31 protein-coding genes are annotated in these 23791 nt (G+C 74.3%); 11 read left to right on the forward strand and 20 right to left on the reverse strand.

From position 1 onward, the window contains the following. Window positions 1–179: 179 nt before the first annotated feature. Window positions 180–575 (forward strand): hypothetical protein, encoded by a 396-nt coding sequence (locus tag DMP15_RS03760; protein WP_073575996.1) that lies wholly within the window; start codon window positions 180–182, stop codon window positions 573–575. Window positions 576–636: 61 nt separating this feature from the next. Here the strand turns inward: DMP15_RS03760 and DMP15_RS03765 are convergent, their stop codons facing one another. From DMP15_RS03765 to DMP15_RS03780, 4 genes are read right to left on the reverse strand one after another with little or no spacing between them, the layout of a single operon-like run. Further along, window positions 637–1101, reverse strand: coding sequence for an acyl-CoA thioesterase (locus DMP15_RS03765; protein WP_217266902.1), 465 nt, complete (start codon window positions 1099–1101; stop codon window positions 637–639). Beyond that, window positions 1098–1811 (reverse strand): alpha/beta hydrolase family protein, encoded by a 714-nt coding sequence (locus tag DMP15_RS03770; RefSeq protein WP_083658690.1) that lies wholly within the window; start codon window positions 1809–1811, stop codon window positions 1098–1100. Before DMP15_RS03770 ends, DMP15_RS03765 begins: the two co-directional genes overlap by 4 nt. A gap of 20 nt (window positions 1812–1831) precedes the next feature. After that, window positions 1832–4360: a cation-translocating P-type ATPase gene (locus DMP15_RS03775; RefSeq protein WP_337825453.1), complete on the reverse strand. Its 2529-nt coding sequence runs from the start codon at window positions 4358–4360 to the stop codon at window positions 1832–1834. 15 nt (window positions 4361–4375) lie between these two features. After that, a complete protein-coding gene (locus DMP15_RS03780) occupies window positions 4376–4942 on the reverse strand; it encodes a Chromate resistance protein ChrB (protein WP_139282838.1) in 567 nt (188 codons plus the stop codon). Window positions 4943–5027: 85 nt separating this feature from the next. Between DMP15_RS03780 and DMP15_RS03785 the strand changes: the two genes are divergently transcribed. Continuing rightward, window positions 5028–6002 carry an aldo/keto reductase gene (locus DMP15_RS03785; RefSeq protein ID WP_073575993.1) on the forward strand — a complete coding sequence of 325 codons (975 nt, stop codon included), beginning with the start codon at window positions 5028–5030 and terminating at the stop codon, window positions 6000–6002. Between the two features lie 108 nt (window positions 6003–6110). Continuing rightward, complete coding sequence (locus DMP15_RS03790) at window positions 6111–7001, forward strand: hypothetical protein (RefSeq protein ID WP_337825454.1); 891 nt, start codon at window positions 6111–6113, stop codon at window positions 6999–7001. A 66-nt stretch (window positions 7002–7067) separates the two neighbouring features. Here DMP15_RS03790 and DMP15_RS03795 read toward each other — a convergent pair whose 3' ends face one another. The 11 genes from DMP15_RS03795 to DMP15_RS03845 form a co-directional block, all read right to left on the reverse strand. Beyond that, entirely contained in the window at window positions 7068–7667 is a 600-nt protein-coding gene (locus DMP15_RS03795; protein ID WP_179761582.1) for an alkaline shock response membrane anchor protein AmaP, read from the reverse strand. After that, window positions 7667–8212, reverse strand: coding sequence for a DUF6286 domain-containing protein (locus tag DMP15_RS03800; RefSeq protein WP_337825455.1), 546 nt, complete (start codon window positions 8210–8212; stop codon window positions 7667–7669). Before DMP15_RS03800 ends, DMP15_RS03795 begins: the two co-directional genes overlap by 1 nt. After that, a complete protein-coding gene (locus tag DMP15_RS03805; RefSeq protein ID WP_337825456.1) occupies window positions 8209–8724 on the reverse strand; it encodes an Asp23/Gls24 family envelope stress response protein in 516 nt (171 codons plus the stop codon). The genes DMP15_RS03800 and DMP15_RS03805 overlap by 4 nt, the downstream gene beginning before the upstream one ends. A 5-nt stretch (window positions 8725–8729) precedes the next feature. Next, a complete protein-coding gene (locus DMP15_RS03810) occupies window positions 8730–8942 on the reverse strand; it encodes a hypothetical protein (RefSeq protein WP_062398628.1) in 213 nt (70 codons plus the stop codon). A gap of 67 nt (window positions 8943–9009) precedes the next feature. Further along, window positions 9010–9411 carry a hypothetical protein gene (locus tag DMP15_RS03815; RefSeq protein WP_073575989.1) on the reverse strand — a complete coding sequence of 134 codons (402 nt, stop codon included), beginning with the start codon at window positions 9409–9411 and terminating at the stop codon, window positions 9010–9012. Further along, complete coding sequence (locus DMP15_RS03820; RefSeq protein WP_073575988.1) at window positions 9408–9872, reverse strand: Asp23/Gls24 family envelope stress response protein; 465 nt, start codon at window positions 9870–9872, stop codon at window positions 9408–9410. Before DMP15_RS03820 ends, DMP15_RS03815 begins: the two co-directional genes overlap by 4 nt. Before the next feature lie 278 nt (window positions 9873–10150). Continuing rightward, window positions 10151–10624: a hypothetical protein gene (locus DMP15_RS03825; protein ID WP_100878979.1), complete on the reverse strand. Its 474-nt coding sequence runs from the start codon at window positions 10622–10624 to the stop codon at window positions 10151–10153. A gap of 109 nt (window positions 10625–10733) precedes the next feature. Continuing rightward, on the reverse strand, window positions 10734–11549 hold the full coding sequence (locus DMP15_RS03830; RefSeq protein WP_073575986.1) for a class I SAM-dependent methyltransferase: 816 nt from the start codon (window positions 11547–11549) through the stop codon (window positions 10734–10736). Window positions 11550–11655: 106 nt separating this feature from the next. Further along, window positions 11656–12201 (reverse strand): L,D-transpeptidase, encoded by a 546-nt coding sequence (locus DMP15_RS03835; protein ID WP_073575985.1) that lies wholly within the window; start codon window positions 12199–12201, stop codon window positions 11656–11658. Window positions 12202–12517: 316 nt separating this feature from the next. Next, entirely contained in the window at window positions 12518–12844 is a 327-nt protein-coding gene (locus DMP15_RS03840) for a putative quinol monooxygenase (protein WP_337825457.1), read from the reverse strand. 105 nt (window positions 12845–12949) lie between these two features. Next, window positions 12950–13996, reverse strand: coding sequence for an NAD(P)-dependent alcohol dehydrogenase (locus DMP15_RS03845; protein WP_434094403.1), 1047 nt, complete (start codon window positions 13994–13996; stop codon window positions 12950–12952). Between the two features lie 229 nt (window positions 13997–14225). On the opposite strand from DMP15_RS03845, the gene DMP15_RS03850 reads away from it, so the two are divergent. The 7 genes from DMP15_RS03850 to DMP15_RS03880 all read left to right on the forward strand — a co-directional run bounded on the left by DMP15_RS03850 (window position 14226) and on the right by DMP15_RS03880 (window position 18624). Continuing rightward, the gene (locus DMP15_RS03850; RefSeq protein WP_073575982.1) at window positions 14226–15335 is read left to right on the forward strand and encodes a hypothetical protein; all 1110 of its coding nucleotides are present in this window, start codon (window positions 14226–14228) and stop codon (window positions 15333–15335) included. 17 nt (window positions 15336–15352) lie between these two features. Then, a complete protein-coding gene (locus DMP15_RS03855; RefSeq protein WP_179761587.1) occupies window positions 15353–15880 on the forward strand; it encodes a PadR family transcriptional regulator in 528 nt (175 codons plus the stop codon). 56 nt (window positions 15881–15936) lie between these two features. After that, entirely contained in the window at window positions 15937–16386 is a 450-nt protein-coding gene (locus DMP15_RS03860) for a DUF1707 SHOCT-like domain-containing protein (RefSeq protein ID WP_073575980.1), read from the forward strand. Continuing rightward, window positions 16373–16780 (forward strand): hypothetical protein, encoded by a 408-nt coding sequence (locus tag DMP15_RS03865; protein WP_337825458.1) that lies wholly within the window; start codon window positions 16373–16375, stop codon window positions 16778–16780. The genes DMP15_RS03860 and DMP15_RS03865 overlap by 14 nt, the downstream gene beginning before the upstream one ends. A 31-nt stretch (window positions 16781–16811) precedes the next feature. Then, window positions 16812–17444: a class I SAM-dependent DNA methyltransferase gene (locus DMP15_RS03870; protein WP_073575978.1), complete on the forward strand. Its 633-nt coding sequence runs from the start codon at window positions 16812–16814 to the stop codon at window positions 17442–17444. 14 nt (window positions 17445–17458) lie between these two features. Further along, the gene (locus DMP15_RS03875) at window positions 17459–17842 is read left to right on the forward strand and encodes a hypothetical protein (RefSeq protein ID WP_073575977.1); all 384 of its coding nucleotides are present in this window, start codon (window positions 17459–17461) and stop codon (window positions 17840–17842) included. A 377-nt stretch (window positions 17843–18219) separates the two neighbouring features. Further along, window positions 18220–18624, forward strand: a complete 405-nt coding sequence (locus DMP15_RS03880; RefSeq protein ID WP_308292840.1) for a transglycosylase family protein — start codon at window positions 18220–18222, stop codon at window positions 18622–18624. A 56-nt stretch (window positions 18625–18680) separates the two neighbouring features. On the opposite strand, the gene DMP15_RS03885 is transcribed toward DMP15_RS03880, so the two are convergent. The 4 genes from DMP15_RS03885 to DMP15_RS03900 form a co-directional block, all read right to left on the reverse strand. Next, the gene (locus DMP15_RS03885) at window positions 18681–19832 is read right to left on the reverse strand and encodes an acyl-CoA dehydrogenase family protein (protein ID WP_337825459.1); all 1152 of its coding nucleotides are present in this window, start codon (window positions 19830–19832) and stop codon (window positions 18681–18683) included. Beyond that, entirely contained in the window at window positions 19829–20839 is a 1011-nt protein-coding gene (locus DMP15_RS03890) for a TIGR03617 family F420-dependent LLM class oxidoreductase (RefSeq protein WP_337825460.1), read from the reverse strand. The genes DMP15_RS03885 and DMP15_RS03890 overlap by 4 nt, the downstream gene beginning before the upstream one ends. A 1-nt stretch (window position 20840) precedes the next feature. Then, window positions 20841–21728 carry an alpha/beta hydrolase gene (locus tag DMP15_RS03895; RefSeq protein ID WP_337825461.1) on the reverse strand — a complete coding sequence of 296 codons (888 nt, stop codon included), beginning with the start codon at window positions 21726–21728 and terminating at the stop codon, window positions 20841–20843. Between the two features lie 65 nt (window positions 21729–21793). Beyond that, on the reverse strand, window positions 21794–22264 hold the full coding sequence (locus tag DMP15_RS03900) for a MarR family winged helix-turn-helix transcriptional regulator (RefSeq protein ID WP_073575973.1): 471 nt from the start codon (window positions 22262–22264) through the stop codon (window positions 21794–21796). Window positions 22265–22321: 57 nt separating this feature from the next. On the opposite strand from DMP15_RS03900, the gene DMP15_RS03905 reads away from it, so the two are divergent. Beyond that, the gene (locus DMP15_RS03905; RefSeq protein WP_073575972.1) at window positions 22322–23173 is read left to right on the forward strand and encodes an alpha/beta fold hydrolase; all 852 of its coding nucleotides are present in this window, start codon (window positions 22322–22324) and stop codon (window positions 23171–23173) included. Here the strand turns inward: DMP15_RS03905 and DMP15_RS03910 are convergent. Further along, window positions 23163–23771, reverse strand: a complete 609-nt coding sequence (locus DMP15_RS03910) for a class I SAM-dependent methyltransferase (RefSeq protein ID WP_100878966.1) — start codon at window positions 23769–23771, stop codon at window positions 23163–23165. The genes DMP15_RS03905 and DMP15_RS03910 overlap by 11 nt on opposite strands. Window positions 23772–23791 lie beyond the last annotated feature (20 nt).

The raw sequence follows: 23791 nt of genomic DNA on the forward strand, positions 1-23791 counted from the left end.
TCGTGGGAGTATCCGAACGGAAAGTAATTCGGCCACCCGATGGTGGTAGAGGAATTGTTCGGGCTCTCCCGCGCAGCTAGATTCGCAGCCAGTCGGCACGGGCTCCCCCTTTTTTGTCAGCGTGCCGTCATGGAACGGGGCCTTCACCACGGCCCTGACACCTCATCAGGAGAAGAACTGTGCTGAAGAAGGCCGGAATCATCGTCGCGGCGTCCGCCGCGTCCCTGCTCGCCGTCTCCCCGCTGGCCTTCGCCGGCGACTACGCGGGCGACTCCGCCAAGGACGGCAAGCACCACGGCAACCACGAGTCGGGCCACATCGACAAGGACGCGAAGGGCCTGCTCGCGGGTGGCCTGAGCGGCAACAACGTCAACGTGCCGATCCAGGTCTGCAACAACAACATCCCGGTCAACGTGCTGGGCGTGCAGGTCCCGGTCGAGGACGCGAACCTCCTGAGCGGCGTCACCGGCGCCCTCGGCCTGGGTGGCAAGGCCAAGGCGGTCTCCGGCGACTCGGCCACCGACCAGTCCGACAGCTGCGGCCAGACCTCCGGCGCGGGCGACTCGGTCAACTGACCTCCCCGTACCTCGACGTGCCCCGGGACCGTGTGGTCCCGGGGCACCGTCGTGTCCGGGGTCAGCCGCCGGCCCGGCGCGCCTCGCGACGCCTGCGCGCCTCGTCCCGGCGACGGCGCTCGGTGTCGGTCGACGGGACCAGCTCCGGGACCGGGACCGGACGCCGGTGCTCGTCCATCGCGACCATCGTGAAGTAGCAGCTGTTGGCATGCCGCTGGGTCCGCTCGGTGATGTTCTCCGTGGTGACCCGGATGCCGATCTCCATCGAGCTGCGCCCGGTGTCGTTCACCGACGCCAGGAAGGTCACGAGCTCGCCGATGTAGATCGGTTCGCGGAAGCGGACCCGGTCGACCGAGAGCGTCACGACGTAGGTCCCGGCCCAGCGGCTCGCACAGGAGAACGCGACCTGGTCGAGCAGCTTCAGGATCGCACCGCCGTGGACGTTGCCGGAGAAGTTCGCCATGTCCGGGGTCATCAGCACGGTCATCGTGAGCTGGTGGCGGGGCAGGCCACCGGGCGCGGTCACGTCGCCGCCGCCAGGATCTCCCGGGTCACCGTCTCCCAGGCCGCCGACAGCGGGTCGACCACCGCGAAGTGGTCGCAGCCGGGCAGCTCGACCAGCCGCACCGACGGGTGCCGGCCGGCGTAGGAGCGGGAGACGCCCAGCGGGACGCGGTCGTCGGCGTCGCCGTGCACGATCGTCACCGGCCCGGGCGGGGTCGGGCCCGCCGCCGGATCCAGGTCGGTGCGCCCGGCCGCCGGGCCGCCGAGGTAGGCGCGGACCGCGCCGTCGCCGAGGTGCTCCGCGTCGGCCAGTGCCAGGTCCGCGACCGGGGCGAGCGGCACCGTCGCCCGCAGCAGCGACGGCTCGACGGCCGCGGCGTGCAGTACCAGGTGCCCGCCCGCGGAGTGCCCCACCGCGACGACCGGCCCGGCGACGGCGCGGGCGGCCCGCAGACCGGCGAGCACGTCGGCGACCGTCGCGTCCGGGTCGCCGGGCACCCGGCGGTACTCCAGCGAGGCCACCGGCAGCCCCAGCGCGTTCAGTGCGGCCGCCATCGACCGCAGGTGCGTCCGGTCGATCGGGGGCCGCCAGAACCCGCCGTGCACCAGCACGACCAGCGGGCGGCCGGGCCCGCCGTCCGGCCACAGGTCCATGACCTGGTCGGGGTCGTCGCCGACGGCGACGGTGCGGGGCGGCTCGGGGGCCGGGCGGGACAGGACCGATCCGTTCACGACCGGTGGTCTAGCACGGATCACCCCGCCGGGCGTGCCGTGGCGGCCCGCCGTCGCCCGACCTTGCGCAGCTCCAGCACCGCGACCGCGGCCACCGGCACCAGCACCGCCGCCGTCCACTGCGGACCGGTCAGCGGGGTGAGCCGCAGCGTCTCCCGCAGCACCGGCACGGTCGTGACCACCCACACCGCCACGGCGGTCACCACCGTCCACCACGGCAGGAACCGGTTCGCGAACAGCCCCGCCCGCAGCACCGGCGTCCGCTCGGTACGCATCACCCAGGCCAGCGCCAGGTGCCCGGACAGCCAGCCCACGAACGCGACCGTCTGCGAGGCGGTCACCAGGTACAGCCCGCCGACGGCGACGAACAACGCCGCCGCCCCCGCGGCGAGGTCGCCGAGCAGGGCCCGGTCCAGGAAGCGTGCACCCGGGGCGCGCGGTGGGCGGGTCATGGCGTCGCGCTCGGCGGGTTCCGCGGCGAAGGTCGCGCTCCCCGCGATGTCCATGAACATCTCCAGCACCACGATCTGGATCGGGGTGAACGGTACGGCCATCCCGGTGAGCACCCCGGCGGCGACGGTCGCGACCAGCCCGGCCTTGCAGGCCAGGTAGTAGGCGACGCCCTTGCGCAGGTTCCCGTGCAGCGTGCGGCCCTCGTGCAGGGCCCGGGTGAGGGTGGAGACGTCGTCGTCGGCCAGGACCAGTCCGGCCGCCTCGCGCGCCACATCGGTACCCGACGAGCCCATGGCCACGCCGACGTCGGCCCGGGCGAGCGCGGGGGCGTCGTTCACGCCGTCCCCGGTCACCGCCACCACCTCCCCGCCGGCCTGCAGCGCCGTGACCAGGCGCAGCTTGTGCGCGGGCGAGACACGGGCGAACACCGGCGTCGACGCGACGGCGGCGGCCAGCGTCGCGTCGTCGAGACCGTCGAGGTCGCGGCCGGTCAGCACCGGGTCCGGGTCGATCCCGACCTCCGCGGCGACGGCCCGGGCGCAGGCGGGGTGGTCGCCGGTCACCATCACCACCCGCACCCCGGCCCGCCGCGCGGCGGCGACGGCCTCGGCGGCGCCCGGGCGCGGCGGGTCGGACAGCGCCACGACCCCCGCGAGGACGAGGTCGCGCTCGGCGTCGCCGACCGTCGCCGGGACCTGCGACGCCGGCCTGCTCGCCACCGCGATCACCCGCAGGCCGCGGGCGGCGAGCGCGGCGACCCGGCCCGCGGTCTCCGGCGACGGCGCCGCGCAGCGGGCCAGCACCGACTCCGGCGAGCCGGTGGTCACCACCGTGGCGGTGCCGGACGCGCCGGCGGGCAGGACGACCGTCATCGTCTCCCGGCCGGGGTCGAACGGGAACCGGGCGACCGGTTCGGCGGGCGTCGGCAGGCCCCGGTCGCGGGCCGCGACGAGGAACGCGACGTCGGTCGGGTCACCGGACCAGCCGCCGTCGGGCTCGGGGGCGGTCTCGGTGCAGGCCGCGCCGAGGCCCAGCAGGGTGTCGTCGTCGACGCCCGGGGCCGGTTCGACCCGCGCGACGGCCATCCGGTTGCAGGTGAGCGTGCCGGTCTTGTCGGTGGCGAGCACCGTCACCAGCCCGAGGGCCTCCGCCGCGCGCAGCCGCCGGACCAGCCCGCGCCGCCGCGACAGCCGGTACGCGCCGAGCCCGAGCACCAGGCTGACGATGATCGGCAGCTCCTCCGGGACCGTCGCGAAGGCCAGGGTGAGCCCGGTCAGCACCATCTCCCGCCACGGCCGCCCGGTCAGCACGCCGACCAGCGGGACGAGCACGCTGAACGCGATCGCCAGTGTCGCGAGGCTGCCGGCGAGCTCGCGCATGGCCTGCTGGAGCGCGGTCCGGGGCGGCCGCGCGGCGGCGACGAGCCCGGTGAGTGTGCCCAGCTCGGTGGCCGTCCCCGTCGCGACGACGACGCCGCGGGCCCACCCGGCGACGACCGTCGTCCCGGCGAACACCAGGTTCGTCCGCTCGGCCAGCGCGGTGTCGCCGGAGAGCACCCGGGCGGCATCCTTGGGGGCGGCGACGGGTTCCCCGGTGAGGGTCGACTCGTCGACGCGCAGCCCCCAGGTCTCGACCAGGCGCAGGTCGGCGGGCACCCGCGAGCCCGCGGCCAGCGGCACGAGGTCGCCGGGCACGATGTCGTCGACCCCGACCGAGACGGTGCTCCCGTCGCGCACCACCGGCGTCGTCGGGGCGGTGAGCTCGCCGAGCGAGGCGATGACCGACTTCGCGCGGAACTCGGCGAACACCTCGACACCGACGACCGCCGCGATGATCACGACGACGGCGACGGTGTCGTCGAGCCGCCCCCAGACGCCGTAGAGCACCGCGATCGCCGCGAGCAGCAGCATCATCGGCTCGGTGACCTCGTCGGCGAGCACCCGCAGGAAGGTGACCCGACGCGGGACGACCCACCGGTTGGGACCGTGCCGCCCCCGCCGCGCCGCGGCCTCGGCGCCGGTGAGGCCCCGCAGTGCGTCCGTACCGAGGCCGTCGACCACGGCCGCGCCGGTCGTGGCGTGCGCCCCGCCGCTCACGGGCTGCCCACCGGGTCAGTCCGTACGCGGTGGCAGGTCGGGGGCCACGCCCTCGGCGCGGTAGACGGCGGCAGTGAACGCGTCGAGCGCGCGCCGGCAGCGGTCCAGGAGGGCCTCGGCGTCCTTGCCGCGCTCGTCGGGGAAGAAATCCCGGGACGAGATCGTGGCCAGCCAGCGGGTGAGCCGCTCCAGGTCCTGCTCGTTCTCCTCCAGCTCGGCGAAGGAGTAGTTGTCCCGGGCGGACTCCTTCTCCAGCTCCGCCAGCAGCGCGTCGCCGCGCTCGGTGAACTCACCGAACTCCTTGCCGCGCTCGGCGCGGATCCGGGCGACGATGCCGTCGTCGCTGGTCCCGGCGGCGACGTCGAGCGCGTACGCGGTCCCGCCGGACTCGCGGACGTAGGCCGCGAGCCCCTCCAGGAACGTGCGGTGCTCGTCGGTCGCCGGCAGCACCCACGCGCCGTTCTGCAGGCCGACCGCGCCCGCGGCGCGGGCCCGGCGCCACAGCGTGACCCGGGGGCTCGAGGGGGAGGCGGGCAGCTGCGCGAGCAGTAGGACCCAGCCACCGGACGGCGCGTCGGTCATGCTCAGGACGGTACCGGCCGGCACCGGCATGCAACAGGTGTTTCGTCGGGTGCGGCGCCGCCGTCGGGTGCGGCAGGCTGGGGCCATGCCCGCCCCCGCCCACCGCCTCGGCCTCGGCCTGGCCGCGATCGCCCGCCCCGCCTACATCACCTCCGGCCGCGCCGGCGAGCTCGGCGACGACCGCGACGTCGCCACCCTGCGCGACCGCTCCCGCGCACTGCTCGACGCCGCGTACGCCGCGGGCGTCCGCTACCTCGACGTCGCCCGCTCCTACGGCCGCGCCGAGGAGTTCCTCGCCGGCTGGCTCGCCGACCGGCCCGGGGTCACCGGCGGTGAGGACCCCGTCGAGATCGGCTCGAAGTGGGGCTACCGCTACGTGGGCGGGTGGCGGACCGACGCCGACACCCACGAGGTCAAGGACCACTCGCTCGACGCCTTCACCGAGCAGTACGCGCTGAGCCGCGAGCTGCTCGGCGACCACCTCGGGACCTACCACGTGCACTCCGCGACGCTCGACACCGGCGTCCTCGACGACGGGCGCGTCCACCGCGCGATGGCTCACCTGCGCGACCGGGGGATCCGGGTCGGCATCTCCACCTCCGGCCCCGCCCAGGCCGACGCGGTGCGCCGGGCGCTGGACGTCCGGGTGGACGGCGAGCCGCTGTTCACCTCGTTCCAGAGCACCTGGAATCCGCTCGAACCCTCGGTGGGCCCGGCGCTGGCCGAGGCCGCCGACGCCGGGGCCCGGGTGATCGTGAAGGAGGTCTTCGCGAACGGCAGGCTCGCCCCCGGCGGCGAGGACGGCACCGAGGGTGCCCGCGCGGCGGCGGCGCTGGCGGCACGCACGGGGGTGCCGCTGGACCGGATCGCCGTCGCCGCGGCGCTGGCGAACCCGTGGGCGTGGCGGGTGCTCCTCGGCCCGGTCGGGACCGACCAGCTCGCGTCGAACCTCGCGGGCGCGGAGCTCACGCTGCCCGCGGACGCGGCCGAGGAGCTCACCGCGCTGGCCGAACCGGCCGAGCACTACTGGGCCACCCGCTCCGCGCGCCCCTGGAGCTGACCCCGCGTTTCCCGGCGGACATACGCTCGTTTACCTTCCAGCCACCTGGCGGTCGGAGTCGACGTCGTCCACCGATGCCGCCCGGCCGCGTGGTGAGGAGGAGGGGACATGACCGCCCAGGACCATCTCGCCCAGGGCCACGGCGCCCAGGGCCGCGGCGCGCACAGCGCCGACGACGACCCGGCCACGGTCGTCATCCCGCGCTACGCCGAGGACGCCGGGGCCGGTCCGCGGCCCGCGGCGGCGCCCGGGGCCGCGAGCCCGTCCCGCGCGGAGCCGTCGCCCGAGGCCCAGGCCGCCGCGCCCGGCGCACCGCACCTGGCGCTGCTGCGTCGCGGGCCGGTCGTCGGCACCGCCGCCGCGATCGTCGCCGTGCTGGCGCTGGCCCACTACGGCGCCGCCGTCTACGGCATCGGGCGGCCCGGCTTCGAGATCCCCGCCCCGATCCGGCTGGGCACCGAGCTGAACATCTCGACCTGGTTCAGCTCGGCGATGCACCTGACCAACGCGGCGCTGCTCGCGCTGATCGCGGCGAACTCGGTGCGCCGCGAGCGGTGGCGCTGGATCCTGCTCAGCCTGTCCTGCGCGGTCGTCGCGATGGACGAGACCGCGGCCAACCACGAGCAGGTCGGCTGGATCATCCACACCACGTTCGGCACGAGCGGCTTCCTGACCTACGCCTGGATCATCCCGGCGGTGGTGCTCGTCGCGGTCGTCGCGGCGCTGTGCCTGCCGATGGTGCTGCGTCGGCCGGGGGCCTGGCTCGTCGTCGCCGGGGCGGCGGTGTTCCTGCTCGGCGCGGTCGGGCTGGAGTCGGGCGGTGGGGCCCTGTTCGAGCAGACCGGTGACGTGCAGTCCTTCGCCTACAACGTCCTGGCCGGGACCGAGGAGACCTTCGAGATGGCCGGTCTGGTCATCGCGATGGCCGGGCTGCTGCGTATGGCGGGCGGTAGCGGCCTGCGGATCGCCGGCGCCGGGTTCGTCGACCGGTCCCGCTGACCCACCCGCACACGACGACGGGGCCCCGGTGATCCGGGGCCCCGTCGTCGTGCGTCCGTGCGGTGTTCAGCCCACCCGCGAGTGCTCCTTCTCCTCGGCCAGGCGCAGCACCAGATCGGCGCGCCCGGACTCGATGTCCAGTGCGGACCGCAGCCGCGGCAGCGCGTGGTCGGTGATCCGGGTGCGCAGCGCGGCGAGGTCGGCACCGTCGTCCGCGGTCACGTCCAGGTGGATCTCCGGACGGCGGCGGTCCCCGACGAGCGCGGCGGCGGCGCGCTGGACGCCGTCGTAGCTCTCGATGTCGGCGGCCAGTGCGTCCGCGGCGTGGTCGGAGTGGATCCGGGTCGTCCCGGCGTCCCGGCCCGCCACCTGCGCGGACGGCAGTGTCCACGCCGAGGTGCGCGGCCTGCGCCGGGCCTGGGCGAGCAGCCAGCGCAGCGCCAGCAACCCGACCACGACGGCGACGGCGAGGGTCACCCACGGCGCCCACTCGGGCAGCGTGAGACCGGCGGGCAACAGCGGGACCGACGGGTCGATCCCGGGAAGCACCTGGCGCAGGACGCCCGTGCCGAACAGCAGCCCGAACACGCCCGCGGCGAGCAGGACGAGCCCGATCAGGAACAGCAGGGTCCGGTTGAGCCGGGCCGGTGGGGTCGCGCTGGCCATCACGCCTCCTGCTGCTTCGTGCCGGTCACGGACACCGTGACCTTCGGGCTGCGGGCCGGTCCGACGGCGTCGAGCCGTTGCGCGACCGCGCTGCGGACCCGGTCGCGCAGGTCCGCACGCTCGCCGAACGCGGCGTGCGCGGTGACGGCGGCGCGACGCCCGGTGCTCTTCACCGACGCCTTGGTGATGCCGTCGACACCGGTGGCGGCGTCGGCCAGCGTCCGGTTCAGGCTGCGCCGGGTGATGCCGGAGTCGAGGTGCTCGGTACCGCCGGCCGGGGTCAGCGGGAACACGGTGGGGGTGCCGGGACGCAGTGCGACCACGACGAGCACCAGCCCGACCAGCGCGACCAGACCGGACACGACGAGCACGGGCACGTCGGCACCGGTGAACCCGGCGATGCTGGACCCGAGCACGCCGAAGTCGACGATCGGCTGCTGCCCGAGGAGCAGCTGCACGACCGCGACGGCGACGACGACGCAGAGCGCGAGCAGGACCAACGCCACGATGCCCGCGGCGAGGGACTTGCGGGGGCGGCGGATCATTCGAGCTCCCTCGCGGCCGGCCGGGCGGCGCCCGGGAGGGTGAGTGCGGTGACGACGACGTCGACCCGCGCGACGGACAACCCGGTCAGCGCCTCGACCTGCCGCACGACGTGCGCGCGGGCGCGGTCGCAGACCGCGGCCACCCGGGACGGGTAGGCGACGGAGATCCGCGCGTCGATCCGGGTCGACTGCCCGGAGACGGTCGCCTCGACGCGGGGGTGGCCGCCGGAGTCGTCGCGGCCGAGCATCCGCCCGACCGTGCCGGTGGTGCCACCGACACCCTCGGTCTCCTCCAGGGCCCCGAGCGCGATCTTCTGTACGACCTGGTCGGCGACGTCGACCCGGCCGCGGTCCTCCGGGGCCGTGCCGCCGGAGCCGTCGGCACCCGCGGAGCCGGTGCCGGTGTCGATCGTGCGGGTCGGGGTGTCGTCCGGCGGGGGAGGGGCGAGGCGGGTGGCCCGGATCGTGTCCGGGTCCCCGGTCGCCGTCCCCGTCGGCTCGACGGTGCTCACCGGGTTCACCGGACCTTGTCGCGGCCGCGCCCGGACAGCCCCGACCGCTCGGAGAGCTCGGACAGGTCGAGGTCGCCGTCGAGCCAGCGGCCGACGGCGAGGCCGATCGCGCCGAGGATCAGGGCGAGGACGAACCCGCCGAAGCCGCCGACGATGCCGGCGATGGCCAGGAGGAGGCCGGCGATCAGGCCGATCTGGGTGTTCGTGGACAGGGACATCACAGTCACGTCCTTCGAGACGAGGAGGTACCGGACGTCCGGGGATGTGGGCGGGCGTCCGGGCGGGTCAGGGGGTGGCCGCGGGAGGGACCGGGAGCTCGCCGGTGGCGGGTGCCGAGTCGGACGGCCGGATCGGCGTCGATTCGGTGGGGCCGGCGTAGTCGCCGACCACCACGTCCACCCGCGCGCCCCCGACGACCGGGAGCAGTGCGGTGCGGACCTGGCGGTCGATCTCGGCCACGGAGGCCGGGTAGCGGCCGACCACGTGCACCTCGACGGCCGGGGCCGTGGGGTCCACGCGGATGCCGCTCACCCGGCGTCCGGGCAGGTAGGTGGCGATCTCACCGAACCGGCCGCCGTGCAGCTGTGCGACGCCGGGGCAACCCAGCACCGCGTCGGCGATCCGGTCGGTGTCGACCGCACCCGTGGCGACGATCCCGTCGCCGTCCGCGGCGACGCGGGCGCTCACGCCACCCGCGAGGTGGACTCGATCTTCTTCGGCTCCTCGTCCTTGCCGTCGTCCTCGGACGGCAGGTGGACGTCGTCGACCGAGATGTTGACCTCGACGACCTCGAGTCCGGTCATCCGCTCCAGGGCGGAGATGACGTTGCGGCGGACGGCCTTCGCCAGGTCGGCGATGGAGACGCCGTACTCGACGACGACGTTGATGTCGACGGCGGCCTGCTTCTCGCCGACCTCGACCGACACACCCTGCGAGGCGTTGGTGGTGCCACCCGGGATGCGCTCGCGCAGCGCGCCGAACGCGCGGGCCGCGCCGCCGCCGAGGGCGTAGATGCCGCTGACCTCGCGGGCCGCCAGACCGGCGATCTTCGAGACGACCGTCTCGGCGATGCGGGTGCTGCCGTGCTCGGACTGCAGGGCGGACGGGGTGCCGGTGACGGCCGGGGTCTTGGTCTCGGTGGTGCTCATGTGCGCCTCCAGGTCGTGGCCCGGTATCGGGCCTCACAGTGGCCGGATCGGGGGGCCGGTTCGTTCCGGTGGTGCCCCGTCGATCCGCTCGACACACATAGGAGGTCCCGGGGCGGCACATCCTCACGGGCGACTTCACGTGGTCTTCGTCACACCGCGGTCGGGCTGCGGGCCGCTGACCTGGGTTGGAACCCTGTGACCTGCGACGGGAGGTCCGGGCGGGAGATCGGGCCGACCGGTTTGCGATCACCCGATCAGATGATCATCGGACGTGGCGCTCAGCCGGGCGGGAGGCCGATCGTCCAGCCGGTGACATCGCGCAGTGCCACCTGCCAGCAGGCCGGCTCGACGTAGTTCGGCCCGCCGGCGGCGGTCGGGACCACGAGCGCGTCGGTGAAGTAGATCCAGTGGATGTCCTTCACCGGGATGTCCCGGCCGGGGTGCTCGTCGCCGCGGCCGTCGGCCATGTCGTCGAACATGTCGGCCATCGACGCCGCGGACTCGTTGCCCGGGTCGCCCGCGGTGAGCCGGCGCAGCTGGTCCCCGAGCCCGCGCAGCCAGGCCGAGGGGTGCACGGCGTTGCCGAACACGAGCCCGGCCGGTGTGGCGACGGTGAGCGGGACGCTGTTGCGCTCGTCGCGGTAGGCGATCGACAGCACCGCCTGCAGGTAGCTCGGTGCGCTCAGCTCGGGGATCGTGACCACGCGCTGCGCATCGGCCATTCCGGCGGGTCCGTCGGCGTCGACCGTCATGACTCCGGACGGTAACCAGGAACCGCCCGGTCACGACAGGTCCACGTCGACCTGACGAGAACGACCGGACGGTCCAACGCTCGCACCGCCACCCGGCCCAGCCGACCCCTCAGGAACGGCGTGCGCGCGCTGCGACGCCCGGCTCCGGGCGGCGTGGGGACGGCACCGCCACCTCGGGCCGGACCACGACGTCGAACCGGGCCCCGGCGCGGTCGGGGCCGACGCCGTCGACGGTCTCGTGCGCCCGGCCCGTCAGTCCGCGGGCGGCCGCCGCGGCGGCGAGCGCCTCGTGTACCCGGTCGGCCGTCCCGGCCTGTCCGAACGCCCCGCGGTAGTGGTAGGCGAGCAGCACCCCGCCCGGCCGGAGGCGGTCCAGCAGGGCGGCCAGGCCGACCTGCAGCGTGACCGTCTCCCAGTAGTAGAGGACGTCGGAGCAGACGATCAGGTCGAAGTCGCCCTCGGGCATCTCGTGCGGGAGCGTGCGGCGGACGAAGGTCCCCGACGGCACCCGGGCGGCGGCCCGCTGGACCGCGGCCGAGCAGATGTCGACCCCGAGCAGTGCCGCGGTGTGCCCGGCGAGACGGACCGCCAGGTCACCCTCGCCGCAGCCGACCTCCAGCACCCGGTCGAAGCGGCGGCCGGCGAGCGCATCCATGACGGTGCCGTACTTCTGCTGCTCGTAGGCCGACAGCCCGATCGAGTACGGGTCCGGGCTGCGGTAGAGCCGGTCGTGCGTGCGCCGGCCCCAGCCCGGCTGCCACAGCCAGGTCTGGCCGGTCCAGCGCGGGTCGCGCTCGTCGCGGCCGAGCCGGGCCAGGCCGCGCACCGGGACCGCGGCGGCACGCGCGCCGCCGCTCAGGGAGAGCCGCGCGATCCGCCGGGCGTGGTCGAGCGGCGTGCGGCGGGCGGTTCGGCTCGCGGCCATCGGGCGCTCCCGGGGACGGACGGGTGATACGTCCGGTGTGTCGCCGGACGACCATCTCCGCGTTACGCCGGATGCCCGAGCACTCCCCGATGCGGTGACTCCGCGCTCACTGCCCCTGACGGGCCGCGGTCTCCTCGGAGGCCTTCACGACCTGCACCTGGTCGCCGATCTGCAGGTAGTCGAAGTACGCCTTGGCCTCGTCCGGCGGGACGTGGATGCAGCCGGCCGAGGAGCGGTTCGGGTCGCCGCTGTGGAAGGCGATGCCGCCGTCGTTGAAGAACACCGACCAGGGCATCGGGGCCGGGTCGCCGTTCGGCAGCCGCGACTCCTCGCTCTTGTGGGTCGCGTCCTTGCGGTAGACGCGCAGGGAGTGGCCGACCGGGGTCTCCTGGCCGTTGCCGCCGGAGGAGATGCCGATCGGGCCACGGACGACCTTGCCGTCCTGGATGAGCCAGGACTTCTGCGAGTCCAGGTCGACGCAGGCCTTGGCGGTGATCGAGCACGGGGTGCCCGGGACGAGCGGCTGTGCGCGCGCCTGCTCGGCGGCGGGGGATCCGGCCAGTGCCGTCCCGGCGACGGCGACACCCGCGATGGTGGCCAGTCCGAGGCCCAGTGCGACGAGGCGGCGGGGCCGCTGCCGGACGGTGTCCATGGGGTGCTCCTGTTCGTCCGCGTCGCTCGGGGAGGCGACGCCACGTGATCGTTCCGTCACCGTGGGAGACGCGCGGGGAGCGCCCGGGTTGCGTGACGAAAAGCTCTGCCGTGCGCGGCCAGTCTGCACCCCGGCGCCGACCGGCCGGGACGCGGTGCGCTCCCGTCCCGATCACCCGGAAGGACCGTCTCGGTTCCGATGTCCGGTCCGCCCGGCTCCGTCCGTCCGGCGCAGCCGGGGCACCTGCTCACGGCAGCGGTGGACGCGACGATGCCGGCGCCCCGTGGGGTCGCCGGCATCGTCGGGAGGGAGGGGGTCAGTGCGGGGTGACCTCGCCCATCTCGACCCAGGCGTCCTTGCCGTCCTCGCTCTGGAAGTTGATGAGCGGCTTCTCCGTCATGACCGAGCCCATGAAGTCGAAGAACTTCTGCGCGTGGTCGGTCTTGACGTGCGCGTCGCCGGCCGCGCTGTCCTTGAAGACCTCCACGATCACGAACTCGTTCTGCTTCTCGTAGTTCTCGTGGTAGTCGAAGGAGATGTTGCCCGGCTCGGAGTTCACGTCCTTCTTGTACTGCGAGATGCCGGACAGCCACTCCTCGCGCTTGTCCGGGCGGATCTGGGCCTTGAGCACGATGAGGATCACGTGAGCCTCCGGTTCACTTCTGGTCGGCAACGTCGCCGGGATCTTTCCACGGATCGCCGCACCGCGGGCGTCTCGAAGTGCGACGCCGCGGGCTTGACGATCCCCTCAGCGGAAGGTCGCGGTGTCGATCACGAAGCGGTAGCGCACGTCGCCCCGCACGACCCGCTCCCAGGCCTCGTCGACCTGGTCGCAGGAGATCGTCTCGATGTCGGCGCCGAGGCCGTGCTCGGCGCAGAAGTCCAGCATCTCCTGGGTCTCGCGGATGCCACCGATCTTCGAGCCGGACAGGCTCTTGCGGCCTGCGACCAGTGAGAACCCGTGGTAGGACAGCTTCTCCTCGGGCACGCCGACGTTGACCATCGAGCCGTCGAGCTTCAGCAGCCCGAGGTAGTCGTCGACCGGGATCACCGCGGCGACGGTGTTGACGATCAGGTCGAAGGATCCGGCCAGCTCGGTGAAGGTGGACTCGTCCTCGGTCGCGTAGTAGTGCGCTGCCCCGAGCCGCTTGCCGTCCTGCTCCTTGGACAGCGTGCGGGAGAGCACCGTGACCTCGGCGCCCATCGCCGCGGCGATCTTCACGCCCATGTGGCCGAGACCGCCCATGCCGACGATCGCCACCTTCTTCCCGGGGCCCGCGCCCCAGTGGTGGAGCGGGGAGTAGAGGGTGATGCCGGCACAGAGCAGCGGCGCGGCGACGTCGAGCTCGACGCCGTCCGGGATGCGCAGCACGTAGTTCTCGTCGACGACGATCTGCGTGGAGTAGCCGCCGTAGGTGGGCTCGCCGTCGTACTCCTTCGCGTTGTAGGTCTGCACCTCGCCCTCGAGGCAGTACTGCTCCTCGCCGGCCCTGCAGTTCTCGCACTCGCGGCAGGAGTCGACGAAGCAGCCGACGCCGACGGTGTCGCCCACGGCGTAGCGGGTCACGTCGTCGCCGACCGCGGAGACGACGCCGGCGATCTCGTGGCCGGGGACCATCGGGTAGATGCCCTCGCCCCACTCGTCGCGGGCCTGGTGGATGTCGGAGTGGCAGATCCCGGCGTACCGGATGTCGATGACGACGTCGTGCGGCTTCGGGTCGCGACGGGTCACGGTCCCGCGCTCGAACGGCTTGTTCGGGCCGGCGGTGGTCATGGCGGGCACGGTCGTGGGCACGTTTCCTCCTGGTCGGCGTCGCGTGTGGACGTCGTGTCTGGGGTGGCCGGGCTCCGGTGCCGCGGCGGGGACGGGCGGCCGTCGTGCAGCCGCATCGCCATGTGGCTACCCGTTGATGGTTGTGCACAATGCGTCGGCGGGCTGTGGTTCACGTCTCCCACCCGCGGAGGAGCGCAGGATCCGTCGGAGGAGGGATCCGCGACCGCGCCACCGTCCCTACCGTCGTGTCATGACCGGGACGAGGGGGGACGCCGCGGTGCGGCGGGAGGACGGTGTGGACGGTGCCGCCGCGACGACGGCGGTGCCGACGACGCCGCGGCCGTGGTGGAGCCGGGTGGGCTGGGTGCTGCACGCGCTGCTGCGGTTCGTCCTGATCATGGTCATGCAGGCCTACGTGTGGTCGAAGCTCAACCTGACCCAGATGGGCCGGGCCGACTACTCCGACGCGCTGGCCATGACCGGCGAGAAGAGCCCGATGGGCCTGCTGTGGGGGCTCATGGCCTACTCCCCGGTGATCCAGTTCCTCGCCGGGTTCGCCGAGCTCGTCGTCGTGCTGCTGCTGGTGTTCCGGCGCACGGCGTGGATCGGTGGCCTGCTCGGCACCGTCGCGCTCGGCACCGTCTTCCTGCTGAACATGACCTACGACGTGCCGGTCAAGCAGATCGCCCTGGCCCTGACGGTCGGGTTCGCGCTCGTCGCGGCCCCGGAGCTGCCGCGGGTGGTGCGGTTCCTGGCCGGGCGCCCGACGGCCGCGACCGAGGGGGCCCCGCGGCTGCTGCCGTGGCCGAGGGTCCGCCGGGTCACCCGGTGGCTCGTCCCGGTGCTCGGGCTGGTCCTGGTCGCCGCGCAGGGCGTGCTGTTCCAGCAGTTCCAGCCCGCCCTCCAGCGGGGTGACCTCGCGCTCGCCGGGGTCTACCGGGTGGTGGAGGACCCCACGGCTCCGGCCGCGCGGCTCGCCGACGACCGGCGCTGGCAGCACGTGGCCGTCGGGCAGTGGACCTACGTCGGGCCGTCGGTCCCGCTCCCCGGCTACCCGCAGTCCGGGTCCGCCGGGATCGCGATCCGGCTCGCCGACAGCACGTTCGTCCGCGGGACGTGGCGGCCCGTGGGGGACCGGACGATCCGGGTCGAGTGGAACCCGCCGCAGTCCGGGGCCGCCCCGATGTTCGAGCCCGCCGTCCGGACGGTCGAACTCACCTGGGCGGTCCGGCCCGACGGCCGGGTGGAGCTGGCCGGGGACGGGCAGCGGCTCGTGCTGGAGAGCGATCCGGAGCTGCGCTTCCTCTACGACCGCGGCTTCTCCTGGGCGGAGGGCAACGGGGCGGCCGTCAACCGCTGAGGCTCTACGCTGGCCCGATGCTTCCGCGGCTGGGTCTCGCCGAATGGGTGGTGCTGGCCGTGGCCGGTGAGCGTCCGGTGCACGGTTTCGCCGTCGCCGCGCTCACCGCGGCCGACGGCGAGCTGGGCCGGGTCTGGCAGATCCCGCGCCCGGTCGTCTACCGGGCCATCGGCAGGCTGGTCGACGCCGGCCTGATCACCGCCGAGGCCGTCGAGACGAAGGGCGGCCCGCCCCGCACCCTCTACGCCGCCACCCCGACCGGTCGCGGCCACGTCGAGGTCTGGCTGAACACCCCGGTCCCGCACGTGCGGGACCTGCGGTCGGAGTTCCTGCTGAAGCTGGCGGTGCTGCACCGGCACGGCCAGGATGCGACCGCGCTGGTCGACGCCCAGCGTCGCGAGCTGGCCCCGATCGTCGCGGCGCTGCGGGCCGAGCAGGACCGGGCCGGACGGGCGGGGGACGGCGCCGACGAGTTCGACCGGATGCTGGCCGCCTGGCGGCGCACCTCGGCGGAGGCGGCGCTGGCCTTCCTCGACGAGCTCTGACTTGTGCCCCAGGCACGGATAGCGGATAGTATCGGTATCCGATCAGGAGGGTGGTCATGATGGACGTACGCATCGGTGACGCCGAGCGGGAGCGCGCACTGGAGCGGCTCGGCAGGCACGTGGGGGACGGGCGGCTCGACCTCGCCGAGTTCTCCACCCGCAGCGAGCAGGTGACCGCGGCGCGTACGGCGTCGGAGCTCGCCGCGGTCGAGGCGGACCTGCCCCGGCTGCCGCGACCCGCCGACCCGGAGCGTGAGCGCCGGGTCCGCCGGACCGTCCTGGCTGCGACCTGGGGGCCGTGGGCGCTGACCGCGGTGGTCGTCCTGACGGTCTGGGCCGCCGTCGCGCTCGGCGGGGGCGGGGGCTACTTCTGGCCGATCTGGGTCATCGGGCCGTGGGGTGCGGTGCTCGCGCTCGGCACGCTCACCGGTCGCTCGGTCGCCGGTCCGTGCGGGCGGGCGAGAACCGGCGCGGAACGGGTACACCGGGTACATGCGCCGTCGTGACCTGACCTGGATCCCCCGCCTGCTGGGCGCCGCCACCGCCGCCTACGGCGCGGCCGTCGCCGCGAAGCCGGACGTGCTGCTGTCGCCGACGAAGCTGTCCGGCGGCGGCCGGACCCCGTCCGCGGGGACCGCGCTGCTCGCGCGGGCGGTCGGCGGGCGGGACCTCGCGTCCGGCCTGGCCATGGCGCTGGCTCCGGCCGGCACCCCGCTCAAGGCCGCCGTCGCGGTGCGGGTCGGCGCCGACATCGTCGACCTCGTGGTGCTGGGCTCCCAGCTCCCCGACCGTGACGCCCGGGAGAAGGCGACCATGGTCGCCGCCGGCTGGGGCGCGCTGTGCGCGCTCTCGCTGCTTGCCGCCGACCCGCCGCGCCGGGGGTTGCTCGGGCGCGCATGACAGCCCGCGGGCCGTCCACCATGATCGGGCGATGGCCACGAGCACCGGGGGCGACCCCCACCTGGAACGCGCCTACTCGCTGAGCGGCCCGGCCGACGCCCGGGCCCTCTACGACGAGTGGGCCCCCACCTACGACGCCGACCTCACCGGCGAGGCCCAGGGCTACGTCGCGCCCGCGGTCACCGCAGACGCCGTCGTCGCGGCCGCGGGCCCCGGCGGGGAGATCCTCGACGCCGGTTGCGGCACGGGGCTGGTCGGCGTCGCGCTCCGCGAGCGCGGCGCGACCACCGTCGACGGGATCGACCTGTCGACCGGGATGCTGGAGCGGGCCCGCGCCACCGGCGCCTACCGGGACCTGCGCGAGGCCGACCTCACCGCCGCGCTGGTGCTGCCCGACGACTCCTACGACGTCGTCGTCTGCGTCGGGACGCTCACCCACGCCCACGTCGGGCCCTCGGCGCTGGCGGAGTTCACCCGGGTCGTGCGGCCGGGCGGCTACCTGGTCGCGACCGTCCTCGACGACGTTTGGGAGTCCGGGGGCTACCGTGCCGAGGTCGACCGGCTCGCCGCCGCCGACGTGTTCGAGGCCGTCTCGATCGAGGTCGCGCCCTACCGGTCCGGGCAGCAGGTCGACTGCCGCCTCCTGGTGCTGCGGGTGCGGTAGGTGAGGATGGGCCCATGAGCGACGACCGCGGCCCGGTGACCGGGCGCCGGATCCTGACCGTGCTGCTGGTGCTCGCCGCCGCCGTGCACGTCCGGCTCGCGTTCGGCGCCGTGGGACCGGTCCTGGCCGGGCTGGACGGGCTCGTCGCCGCGGCCGCCGTCGTGTCGCTGCTCCTGCTGCTGCGCCGGGCCGACGGCCCGGCGCTGCTCGCCTGTGCCGTCGCCGGCGGGCTCGGTGTCGCGCTGTTCCTCGTGCCCGGGCTCCTCGCCGTCGCGCAGGGGGTGAACTGGACCGCCTGGCTCGACGCGTGGGCGTTCGGCGGTCTGCTGCTCGACGCGATGGTCGTGCGGATCGCGGTGTTCACCCTGCGCCGGGCCGAGGGCGCGCCGCGCCGCTGATGCCGGTGGAACATCTCCGGATCGAAAGCATCGGCCTGGTTCCTGTCTGTTCCGTGATCGTGAAAATGCGCTCCTGAGCTGGGACGACGTACCCGACCGTTATCTCCGTGTGATACGTCACCGGTCGCCCGCTTGACCTGATCTCGGCCGGTCGGCGACCTTCGTGGTCGCTCCGGTCCACACGGCCGGGGCACGCACCGAAGCGCCGGAACCGCCACGCCACCACGGCCCCGTCCCGCGGTCCCCGGCCAGTCGACCTGCACGGACCGAGACGGGGCCGCGGGCCGCGAGTCCCCTCGCGACGACACCGGCACAGCGCTCCCCGCGCGACCGGCCCGCCCGGAAAGCCGTGGGTCCGGACCTCAGGTGATCACACAATGAGCAGCACGCGCATGTCCATCCGTGGGCGTTTCGTCGGATCTCTCGTCGCCGGTGTCCTGGCGTTCGGCGCTCCGCTCGCCCTCGCCGGGCCCGCGACGGCCGCCCCCGAGACCTCCGCCGCGGTCGCCCCCGCCGCCGTCGCGGTCCCCACGCAGTCCGTCGCGACCTCGACGTGGGACAAGCTCGCCCAGTGCGAGTCCAGCGGGGACTGGAACACCAACACCGGCAACGGCTTCTCCGGCGGCCTGCAGTTCACGCCGTCCACCTGGAAGGCCTTCGGCGGGTCGGGCAAGGCGCACAACGCCAGCAAGTCCGAGCAGATCCGCGTCGCCGAGAACGTCCTGGACGCCCAGGGCTGGAAGGCGTGGCCGGCCTGCTCCAAGAAGCTGGGCCTGCGGTAGTACGCGGCACGTACGGCGGCCGGTGACCCGGGCGGGTCACCGGCCGCCGTCGTGTGTCAGTAGCTGCGGGGCAGCCCGAGCACGTGCTCGGCGACGTGGGTGAGCGCCATCTCCTGCGGCAGCGGTGCCAGGCGCATCAGGCGGGCCTCGGTGAAGTAGCGGCTCACGTCGTACTCGGTGGCGTAGCCGAACCCGCCGAGGGTCTGCACCGCCCGGTCCGCGGCGAAGAACGCGGCCTCGGCGGCCAGGAACTTCGCGGTGTTGGCCTGCTCGCCGCACGCCTCGCCCGCGTCGTAGCGGGCGGCGGCGTCGGCGATCACCAGCGCCGCCGCGTGCAGCCGCATGTGCGCCTCGGCCAGCGGGAACGCGATGCCCTGGTTCTGCCCGATCGGCCGCCCGAACACGGTGCGCTCCTTCGCGTAGGCGACGGCGGCGGCCAGCGCGGCCCGCCCGGTGCCCAGCGCCTCGGCGGCGATCAGGATCCGTTCCGGGTTGAGCCCGTCGAGGATCAGCCGGAAGCCGCGGCCCTCCTCGCCGACCAGGTCGGCGGCGTCGACGGGCAGGTCGTCGTAGACGACCTCGCAGGACACGACCGCGTTGCGGCCCAGTTTGTCGATCGGGGTGATCGTGACCTCGGGGCGCTGCAGGTCGGCGAGCAGCAGCGACAGCCCGTCGGTCCGCCGCGCGACCTGCTCGCGTGGGGTGGTGCGCACCAGCAGCAGGACCTTGTCGCAGAACGGCGCCTTCGACGTCCACACCTTGCGCCCGCGGACCAGGTACCGGTCGCCGTCGCGGCGGGCGGTCGTGGTGATCGCGGTGGTGTCGAGGCCCGCGTCCGGCTCGGTGACGCCGAACGCGACCTGCAGCGACCCGTCGGCGACCCGGGGCAGGTAGCGCCGCCGCATCTCCTCCGAGCCGTGCCGGACGACCGGGTTCATCCCGAACACCGACAGGTGGATCGCCGACGCCCCGTTCATCGCCGCCCCGGACGCGGCGACCTCCTCCATCACCGCGGCGGCCTCGGAGATCCCGGCGCCCCCGCCGCCGTAGGCCTCGGGGACGGCGACGCCGATCCAGCCGCCGGCGGCCATCGCGTCGTGGAACTCCTGCGGGAACCGGTGCTCACGGTCGCAGGTGCGCCAGTACTCCGCCCCGAAACCGGAGCAGACCGCGCGGACACCCTCCCGGATCTCCGGATGCGTGCTCACGCCGCGCGCAGCCGGGTGGCGACGTCGAGCACCAGGGTGGGGTCGGCGTCGTAGGGGGTGTTGAGCGAGACCCGGTCGACGAGGCCGCGGTAGCGGTCCGCGATCCCGGACGCCACCCCGGCCGGGTCGCCCGCGACGGCGAACAGGGCCAGCAGGTCGTCGTCGACCAGGCCGGTCATCTCGTCCCAGGCCTGCCGTCGCGACAGTCCGTTGAGCTCGTCGGCGAGCGCGCCGTGGCCGTGGTGCTCCAGCACCGGCCTGTACGGCGGGGTGGAGGCGTAGAAGGCGATCTGGCGTCGCACCCCGGCCTCGGCGACGGCCCGGGCCTCGGCGTCGGCGCCCAGGACCGCGAAGACCGGCAGGCACACGTCGAAGCCGGTGAGGTCGTCGCGGCCGCGTCCGCGGCGCAGCGCGGGCAGCGTCACCTCCGCCAGGTACGACGGAGAGGTCAGCGAGTGCGCCAGCAGGCCGTCGGTGACCCGGCCCGCGACCTCGGTCATCCGCTCGCCGACCGCGGCCAGCATCACCGGCGGGATCCCGTGCGGGTTCGGACCCGGTGAGAAGAACTCGGTCATCAGGGTGTGGGAGTAGAACTCGCCGCGGTGATGCAGCCGGCCCCCGGTGGCCCAGGCGTCGAAGATCGCCCGCAGGGCGGAGACGAAGTCCTCCATCCGGGCCGCGGGGCGGCTCCACGGCATCCCGAACCGGCGCTCGATGTGCGGGCGGACCTGCGAGCCGAGCCCCAGGTCGAACCGGCCGCCGGAGAGCAGCTGCACGTCGTTGGCCTGGTAGGCCAGCGTCATCGGGTTGCGGGCGAAGGCGACCGCGATCGCCGACTGCAACCGGATCCGGCTGGTCGCTCGGGCGGCCAGCGCCAGCGACACGAACGCGTCGTGCGAGGTCTCGGGGACCGACAGGGCGTCGTAGCCCTCGGCCTCCGCGGCGACGGCCGCCGCCTCGGTCTCGAGCGGGGAGGCGGAGAAGCCGCCGGTGGTGTCGACGCGCACCTCAGGCACCCCGCTGCTCGGGGACGACACGGTCGAGCCAGGACAGCAGGTCCGCGACGATCTCCTCGCGGTTGGTCTCGTTGAACACCTCGTGCCGGGCACCCGGCCAGATCGTCAGCGTGACGTCGTGCAGCCCGGCCTCGGCGTAGCGCTCGGTCAGCGGCCGCACCAGGGCCAGCCCGGCGTTGACCGGGTCCTCGTCCCCGACGACGACGTACACCGGCAGCCCGCCCGCGATCCGCTTCAGCGTGGCGACCTCGCCGAGCGGCCGGGCGGCGGCGAACATCGCCTGCGTGCCGGGCAGGTCGAGACCGAAGCCGCAGCGGGCGTCGGCGACGTAGGCGTCGACCTGCGCGGGGTCGCGGCTGAGCCACTCGAAACCGGTGCGCTGCTCGAACGGCGCGTTGAACGACGACAGGTCCAGTGGCGCGGACAGGTCCAGGCCCTGCTCCATCAGGTCGAGCAACGCGGTGCCGGACAGCACGACCGCGTCCGGCGGCGTCCCGTCGGCGACGAGGGACTGCTGCACGGCGAACGAGCCCATGCTGTGACCGAGCAGCACCAGCGGGGCGCCCGGGTGCTCGGCGCGGGCGTGCGCGGACAGCAGCCCGATGTCGCCGACCAGCTGCTCCCAGCCGTCGTCGCCGAGGACGCCGAAGTTCTCGGGCCCGCCCGCGGTGGCTCCGTGACCGCGGTGGTCCTGGGCGTAGACGGCGAAGCCGCGGGCGGTCAGCGCCTCGGCGAGGGCGATGTAGCGCAGGGCGTGCTCGCCCATGCCGTGGGTGATCTGGACGATCCCGCGCACCGGGTCGTCCGCGGCAGCGGGGAGCCAGCGGTAGGCGGTGACGGCGGCGCCGTCGCGGCCGGAGAAGGTGAACGTGTCGGACATGCGTGGGCACCGCCAGTGGTGGGGGGTCGATCTCGGTCGGATCGTGCGCCACCGGGCCGAGGGGGTCAATGCCCGGGTTCGATCTCCGGTTCGATCTCGGTCAGGTCGGCGACCATCGCGGCGAGTACCCGCAGCGTCGCGTCGACGTCGGCGGGGTCGAGGTGTCCGGCGACCGCGCGCAGCCGCGCGTGCTCCCGTCCGACGACCTCGTCGATCACCGCGCGCCCGGCCGGCGTCGGCACGATCAGGGGGGACCGCCGGTGCCGCGGGTTGTCCGCCCGCTCGACGAGCCCGGCGGCCAGCGCGTCGTCGACCATCCGCTGCACGAACTGCCGGCTGAGCGACTGCGACCGCCCGATCCCGGGCACGGTCATCGGGCCGTGCCGCCGGAGCTGGTCGAGCACCGCGCGCACGCCTGCCGAGACCCGGTTGTCCGGCGCGGACTCCTCGACCTCGCGCAGCACCCGCCGGTAGAGGGGGCCCACGAGTACGTAGACCTCGGCCAGCTTCTCGGCGGTGTCGTCGATGTCGGGCACCCTCCGAGTATGACACCTGGGTTGTCATGATGCCCGAATGATGACACCTTGGTTGTCATGACGCTTGCCCTCGCCCAGGTCACCGTCCCGACGTTCCTGCCCGTGGAGGACGGCCGGATCGCCTACCGCGACACCGGCCCGCACCCGGACGGGCGCCCGCCGCTGGTGTTGCTGCACGGGGGCGCCGTCGACGGACGGATGTGGTCGCGTCAGATCGGGCCGCTGTCCGCCCGGCACCGGGTCGTGGTGCCGGACGCCCGCGGGCACGGCGCGTCGTCGACGCCCGGCCCGCAGGGCCACCGGCCGCACACCGACCTCGCCGCGCTGCTGGAGCACCTCGACGCCGGGCCGGTCGCGCTCGTCGGACTGTCGATGGGGGCGCGGGTCGCGTTCGACACCGCGCTGGAACGCCCGGACCTCGTCGACCGGGTCGTGCTGTGCGGCGCCGGCGCGGGCGAGCCGGTGTGGACCGACCCGTGGACGGTCGACACCATGGCGCGCTGGGAGCAGGCGCGCCTGGACCTCGACGCCGAGCGCTGGGTCCGGGTGTTCCTGGAGTTCGTGCCCGGCCCGTTCCGCACGGAGGCCGACGTGGACCCGGCCGTTGTCGCCGAGATCCGGCTGATGGCGGTCGACCTGCTGTCCCACCACCTGCCCGCGGACCCGGCCGCGCCCCCGGGCCCGATCGGCTTCCTCGACGACGCCGTCGAGCGCGCCGGCGCGTTCCCGGTGCCGCTGCTCGGTCTCGTCGGCGCCCTCGATTCCGACGACCACCGGCGGATCGTCGCCGACACGGTCGCCGCCGTCCCGGACGGCAGCCCCGGCGAGATCGGTGGGACCGCGCACTACCCGAACATGGAGCGTCCGCCGGAGTTCGAGCGGGCGGTGCTGGACTTCGTCAGCCGGTAGGGGTGCGGGCCCACACCGCGTACAGCGGGTCCCCGGGTGCGCCGCAGTCACGGGCCGCCGGGGTGTCGAACGCGCCGCTGCGCCGGAAGTACTCGCCGACGATCGCGACCCGCGTCCTGTCGTCTGAGGCGAGCCAGCCGCGGACCGCCTTGGTCGGGAAGCAGCGGTTCGAGAACGTGGCGGCGAACACCCCGCCCGGCACCAGCACCCGTCCCACCTCGGCGAACACCGCGACCGGGTCGGTCAGGTAGTCGACCGAGACGGTGCAGACGCAGGCGTCGAACGCGGCGTCGGCGAAGGGGAGCACCGGGTCGGCGTTGAGGTCGTGGCGGACGGCCTCGTGGGCCATCTCGTTGGCGGCGAGCTCGGCCCGGTTCATGCCCAGCACGGTCAGGTGCTCCGGGCGGTGCGGCAGGTGCGACACCCACGACGACATCAGGTCCAGCACCCGGCCGGTGGTGCCGATCTCGTCGTAGAACGCCGACGCGGCGGCGATCGCGCCCTCGTCGATGTGCTGGACGAAGCGCGGGGGCAGGTAGAACTCGCGGTCGTCGACTTGGTCGGCGCGGTCGAAGAAGCCGTCGGGGAAATCGCTCATCGTCGTGGAAGTCTGCCGTC

This window comes from Pseudonocardia sp. UM4_GMWB1, from assembly GCF_017312155.1.
Lineage (GTDB): Bacteria > Actinomycetota > Actinomycetes > Mycobacteriales > Pseudonocardiaceae > Pseudonocardia > Pseudonocardia alni.

What these genes read in the sequence shown, in the direction of transcription:
- DMP15_RS03780 (WP_139282838.1), bottom strand. Translation starts at nt 4,942, where the DNA reads ATGACCGACGCGCCGTCCGGTGGCTGGGTCCTACTGCTCGCGCAGCTG.
- DMP15_RS03785 (WP_073575993.1), top strand. Translation starts at nt 5,028, where the DNA reads ATGCCCGCCCCCGCCCACCGCCTCGGCCTCGGCCTGGCCGCGATCGCC.
- DMP15_RS03790 (WP_337825454.1), top strand. Translation starts at nt 6,111, where the DNA reads ATGACCGCCCAGGACCATCTCGCCCAGGGCCACGGCGCCCAGGGCCGC.
- DMP15_RS03795 (WP_179761582.1), bottom strand. Translation starts at nt 7,667, where the DNA reads ATGGCCAGCGCGACCCCACCGGCCCGGCTCAACCGGACCCTGCTGTTC.
- DMP15_RS03800 (WP_337825455.1), bottom strand. Translation starts at nt 8,212, where the DNA reads ATGATCCGCCGCCCCCGCAAGTCCCTCGCCGCGGGCATCGTGGCGTTG.
- DMP15_RS03810 (WP_062398628.1), bottom strand. Translation starts at nt 8,942, where the DNA reads ATGTCCCTGTCCACGAACACCCAGATCGGCCTGATCGCCGGCCTCCTC.
- DMP15_RS03820 (WP_073575988.1), bottom strand. Translation starts at nt 9,872, where the DNA reads ATGAGCACCACCGAGACCAAGACCCCGGCCGTCACCGGCACCCCGTCC.
- DMP15_RS03825 (WP_100878979.1), bottom strand. Translation starts at nt 10,624, where the DNA reads ATGACGGTCGACGCCGACGGACCCGCCGGAATGGCCGATGCGCAGCGC.
- DMP15_RS03830 (WP_073575986.1), bottom strand. Translation starts at nt 11,549, where the DNA reads ATGGCCGCGAGCCGAACCGCCCGCCGCACGCCGCTCGACCACGCCCGG.
- DMP15_RS03835 (WP_073575985.1), bottom strand. Translation starts at nt 12,201, where the DNA reads ATGGACACCGTCCGGCAGCGGCCCCGCCGCCTCGTCGCACTGGGCCTC.
- DMP15_RS03850 (WP_073575982.1), top strand. Translation starts at nt 14,226, where the DNA reads ATGACCGGGACGAGGGGGGACGCCGCGGTGCGGCGGGAGGACGGTGTG.
- DMP15_RS03855 (WP_179761587.1), top strand. Translation starts at nt 15,353, where the DNA reads ATGCTTCCGCGGCTGGGTCTCGCCGAATGGGTGGTGCTGGCCGTGGCC.
- DMP15_RS03860 (WP_073575980.1), top strand. Translation starts at nt 15,937, where the DNA reads ATGATGGACGTACGCATCGGTGACGCCGAGCGGGAGCGCGCACTGGAG.
- DMP15_RS03865 (WP_337825458.1), top strand. Translation starts at nt 16,373, where the DNA reads ATGCGCCGTCGTGACCTGACCTGGATCCCCCGCCTGCTGGGCGCCGCC.
- DMP15_RS03870 (WP_073575978.1), top strand. Translation starts at nt 16,812, where the DNA reads ATGGCCACGAGCACCGGGGGCGACCCCCACCTGGAACGCGCCTACTCG.
- DMP15_RS03875 (WP_073575977.1), top strand. Translation starts at nt 17,459, where the DNA reads ATGAGCGACGACCGCGGCCCGGTGACCGGGCGCCGGATCCTGACCGTG.
- DMP15_RS03880 (WP_308292840.1), top strand. Translation starts at nt 18,220, where the DNA reads ATGAGCAGCACGCGCATGTCCATCCGTGGGCGTTTCGTCGGATCTCTC.
- DMP15_RS03895 (WP_337825461.1), bottom strand. Translation starts at nt 21,728, where the DNA reads ATGTCCGACACGTTCACCTTCTCCGGCCGCGACGGCGCCGCCGTCACC.
- DMP15_RS03905 (WP_073575972.1), top strand. Translation starts at nt 22,322, where the DNA reads ATGACGCTTGCCCTCGCCCAGGTCACCGTCCCGACGTTCCTGCCCGTG.
- DMP15_RS03910 (WP_100878966.1), bottom strand. Translation starts at nt 23,771, where the DNA reads ATGAGCGATTTCCCCGACGGCTTCTTCGACCGCGCCGACCAAGTCGAC.